Consider the following 2,870-nt stretch of genomic DNA (forward strand, 5'->3'; position numbering starts at 1 on the left):
AGCGCTAGTCTCGTGGGCTCGGAGTTGTGTATATGAGACAGGACGCGGTCCCCGCGACGCCGGACCGGGCCACGCTGCGGCTGGCCCTGGTGGTCGGCGGGTTGGTGCTGGCCGTGCTGCTCGGCTTCGGGCTCGGCCGGATCAACGGCGGTGGTCCGGCAGCGGCACTCGGCGGCGCGGGGGACAGCGCGCTGGCCGACCACAGTCACGCACCCGGCGTCGGCGCGCACTCGCACGGCGCCGACCAGGAGGCCGCCGCTGAAGCCGGTGGGCTGGCGATCAGCCGGGACGGCTACACGCTCGCCCCGCTGTCGGCCGAGTTCACCGCCGGCCGCGAAGGTGAGCTGCGGTTCCGGGTCGAGGACGGGCAGCGCCGCGCGGTCACCCGGTTCGCAGTCGTGCACGACAAGCCGATGCACGTCATCGTGGTGCGTCGCGACCTGAGCGGCTATCAGCACCTGCACCCGACCATGGCGGCGGACGGCACCTGGTCGGTGCCGCTCACCCTGGCGCAGCCCGGCCTGTGGCGGGCGTACGCCGACTTCACCGCGCTCGCCGACGACGGCCGGCAGACCGCCACCACGCTCGGCGTGGACCTGGTCGCGCCCGGCACGTACCAGCCCCGGGACCTGCCCGCCCCGGCCACCACCGACACGGTCGACGGGTGGACCGTCGGATACCAGGGCCGCCCCGAACCCGGGCTGACGGTGCCGTTGAGTTTCCGGGTCGCCGGTGCGGACGGCGCCGCCCCGGCGCTGGAGCGGTACCTCGGCGCGTACGGGCATCTCGTCGCGTTGCGCGAGGGCGACCTCGGGTACCTGCACGTGCACCCCGAGACGGAGTTGGTCGACGGTGCGATCCAGTTCTGGCTGACCGCGCCGGGGCCGGGGCGGTACCGCCTCTATCTGGACTTCGCCACCGGCGGGCAGGTCCGTACCGCCGAGTTCACGGTGACCGTCGGCTAGCTCAGCCGGCCCGGCGGATCGGTCGGCGGGCGAGGTAACGCAGCAGGTCGCGGATGTGATGCTTCTCCTCGGCCGGCACGGCCGGGTCCGCCAGCCGTTGCAGGATCACCCGGACGTCGGCCTCGACCGGGCCCTCGTCGCCGCGTCGCCAGGGCCCGGGGCCGGCGTCGGGCAGGCCGAGTGCGCGGAAGGCCGCTGCCACCGGCAGGTCCAGCGCGGCGCAGAAGCCGCGAACCTTGGCCAACTCGGGGTAGTCCTGCCAGTCACCGGCCAACCAGCGGAAGACGGTCGAGCGCCCGACGCCGGTGTGCCCGGCCAGGTCGGTGACCGTCCATCCGCGTTCCTCCCGGGCGTCGTCGATGGCGCGGCGCACGAAGCGCGCGAACGTCATCTGCGGCGAGACCTCTGCCGAACTCATCCGGTGGGTATGCCCTCCCGACCGGCACCCGACGGTGCGTTCTTCGAGACTAGTACGCGAAGTTGCGGACGCAACTGACTGATCGACCAGACGACAGAGACGGCGGAGTCGAGTCGGGTCAACGCTTCTCGGCGAGCGGCGCGAGCAGTGTCTCCAGTCGTGGTGAGACCCGCCACTGCGTCACCAGCTCGCGATACTCCGCGCGGTGGGCGTCGGTCGGTGCGGCGCCGGTGCGTCGTGCCCGGATCAGCAGGTTGCGGGGGGTGTGTGCCGAGTCGACGAACTCGACCACCTCGGCCCGGTAGCCGTGCAGCCGCAACAGACCGGCCCGCACCGCGTCGGTGAGCACGTCCGCGAAACGCTCCCGGAGGATCCCCTGCCGGGTCAGCAGCTCGTAGGGCGCGGGTGCCGGGCGGGCGCGGAGCTGCGCGGCGATGTCGTGGTGGCAGCAGGGCGCGGCCAGCACCCACCGGGCTTCCCAGCGCACCGCGCGGGCCAGCGCCTCGTCGGTGGCCGTGTCGCAGGCGTGCAGGGCGAGCACCAGGTCCGGTGCCGGTTCGACGACCGCGTCGGCGATGGTGCCGGCCACGAAGCGGACCCGGTCGGCCCAGCCCAGCCGCTGCGCCAGCGCGGTGTTGCGGTGCCGCTGGTCGTCGCGTACGTCGACACCGACCAGCTCGACGTCCCACCCGCGCCCGGACAGATAGCGGTACGCGGCGAAGCTGAGGTACGCGTTGCCGCAGCCCAGGTCCACCACCCGCAGCGGACCCGGCTCGTCGGGCAGCGTCGCCGCCAGCGCCCGCAGGAACGCGTCCACCTGCCGACGCTTGGCCGCCGAGCCGCCGATCTCGGCGAAGAGCGGGTCGCCCGGGTCGAGCAGGTACTCCTTGGCCCGGTCGTGTCCGGCCGGAGCGGCGGCCGGGCGGTCGCTGGAGCTGCGGTGCACCTGCGCCTCACCCGACTTGGTGACCCGCAGTTGGAGCGTGGCCCCGGTGGTCTCCACGTGCCAGTTGCCGAAGGGCTCGGCCAGCAGCGCCTCGACCGCCGCGTCCGCCTCCGGCCCGGCGGTCACGTTGCGGGTGTACGGCCGGTCGCCGTCGGACGTCGAGATCTGCAACCTCGGGCCGGCCTTGAGCGCGACCGGTCGCAGCTCGGCCCGGACCACGGAAGGTCGTTGGCCGCGCCGACGACCGGCGGCCACGGCCCGGGTGAGCGCGGGATCCAGCAGCATCGAGCGGACCTCGGCCAGGGCGGAGTCCAACGGTTCGGGCATCGCTCCATCTTCCCCGCCGGCCCGGGGCATGCCGACATCGGCGGGGCGGCGGTGCTGTGTGTTCGAGGCGGCGGGTGGTGACAGCATCGCGCCGACGACCGGGCTGGTCGTCGGCGCGATGCCGTTGCGTGGTCTCCTGTGCCGCTCCGTCCGGTGGACGGAGCGGGATCAGTCGGTGCTGGCCTCGGCCGAGCTGCCGGCGGTGGCCCGGCGG

The 2,870-nt window shown here is 73.9% G+C and carries 3 protein-coding genes; 1 reads left to right on the forward strand and 2 read right to left on the reverse strand.

Annotated features, from left to right (window positions below; all coding sequences use genetic code 11):
• Positions 1-32 precede the first annotated feature (32 nt).
• Entirely contained in the window at positions 33-965 is a 933-nt protein-coding gene (locus EYA84_RS29925; RefSeq protein ID WP_131057474.1) for a hypothetical protein, read from the forward strand.
• 1 nt (position 966) lies between these two features.
• Here the strand turns inward: EYA84_RS29925 and EYA84_RS29930 are convergent, their stop codons facing one another.
• A complete protein-coding gene (locus EYA84_RS29930) occupies positions 967-1,383 on the reverse strand; it encodes a helix-turn-helix domain-containing protein (RefSeq protein ID WP_131057476.1) in 417 nt (138 codons plus the stop codon).
• A 118-nt stretch (positions 1,384-1,501) separates the two neighbouring features.
• Positions 1,502-2,656, reverse strand: a complete 1,155-nt coding sequence (locus tag EYA84_RS29935) for an SAM-dependent methyltransferase (protein ID WP_131057478.1) — start codon at positions 2,654-2,656, stop codon at positions 1,502-1,504.
• Positions 2,657-2,870: the final 214 nt, after the last annotated feature.

The organism is Verrucosispora sp. SN26_14.1 (genome assembly GCF_004307965.1).
Lineage (GTDB): Bacteria > Actinomycetota > Actinomycetes > Mycobacteriales > Micromonosporaceae > Micromonospora.

Bases quoted from the DNA above. Each gene is read 5' to 3' on its own strand.
- EYA84_RS29925 (WP_131057474.1), top strand. From the start codon at position 33: ATGAGACAGGACGCGGTCCCCGCGACGCCGGACCGGGCCACGCTGCGG.
- EYA84_RS29930 (WP_131057476.1), bottom strand. From the start codon at position 1,383: ATGAGTTCGGCAGAGGTCTCGCCGCAGATGACGTTCGCGCGCTTCGTG.
- EYA84_RS29935 (WP_131057478.1), bottom strand. From the start codon at position 2,656: ATGCCCGAACCGTTGGACTCCGCCCTGGCCGAGGTCCGCTCGATGCTG.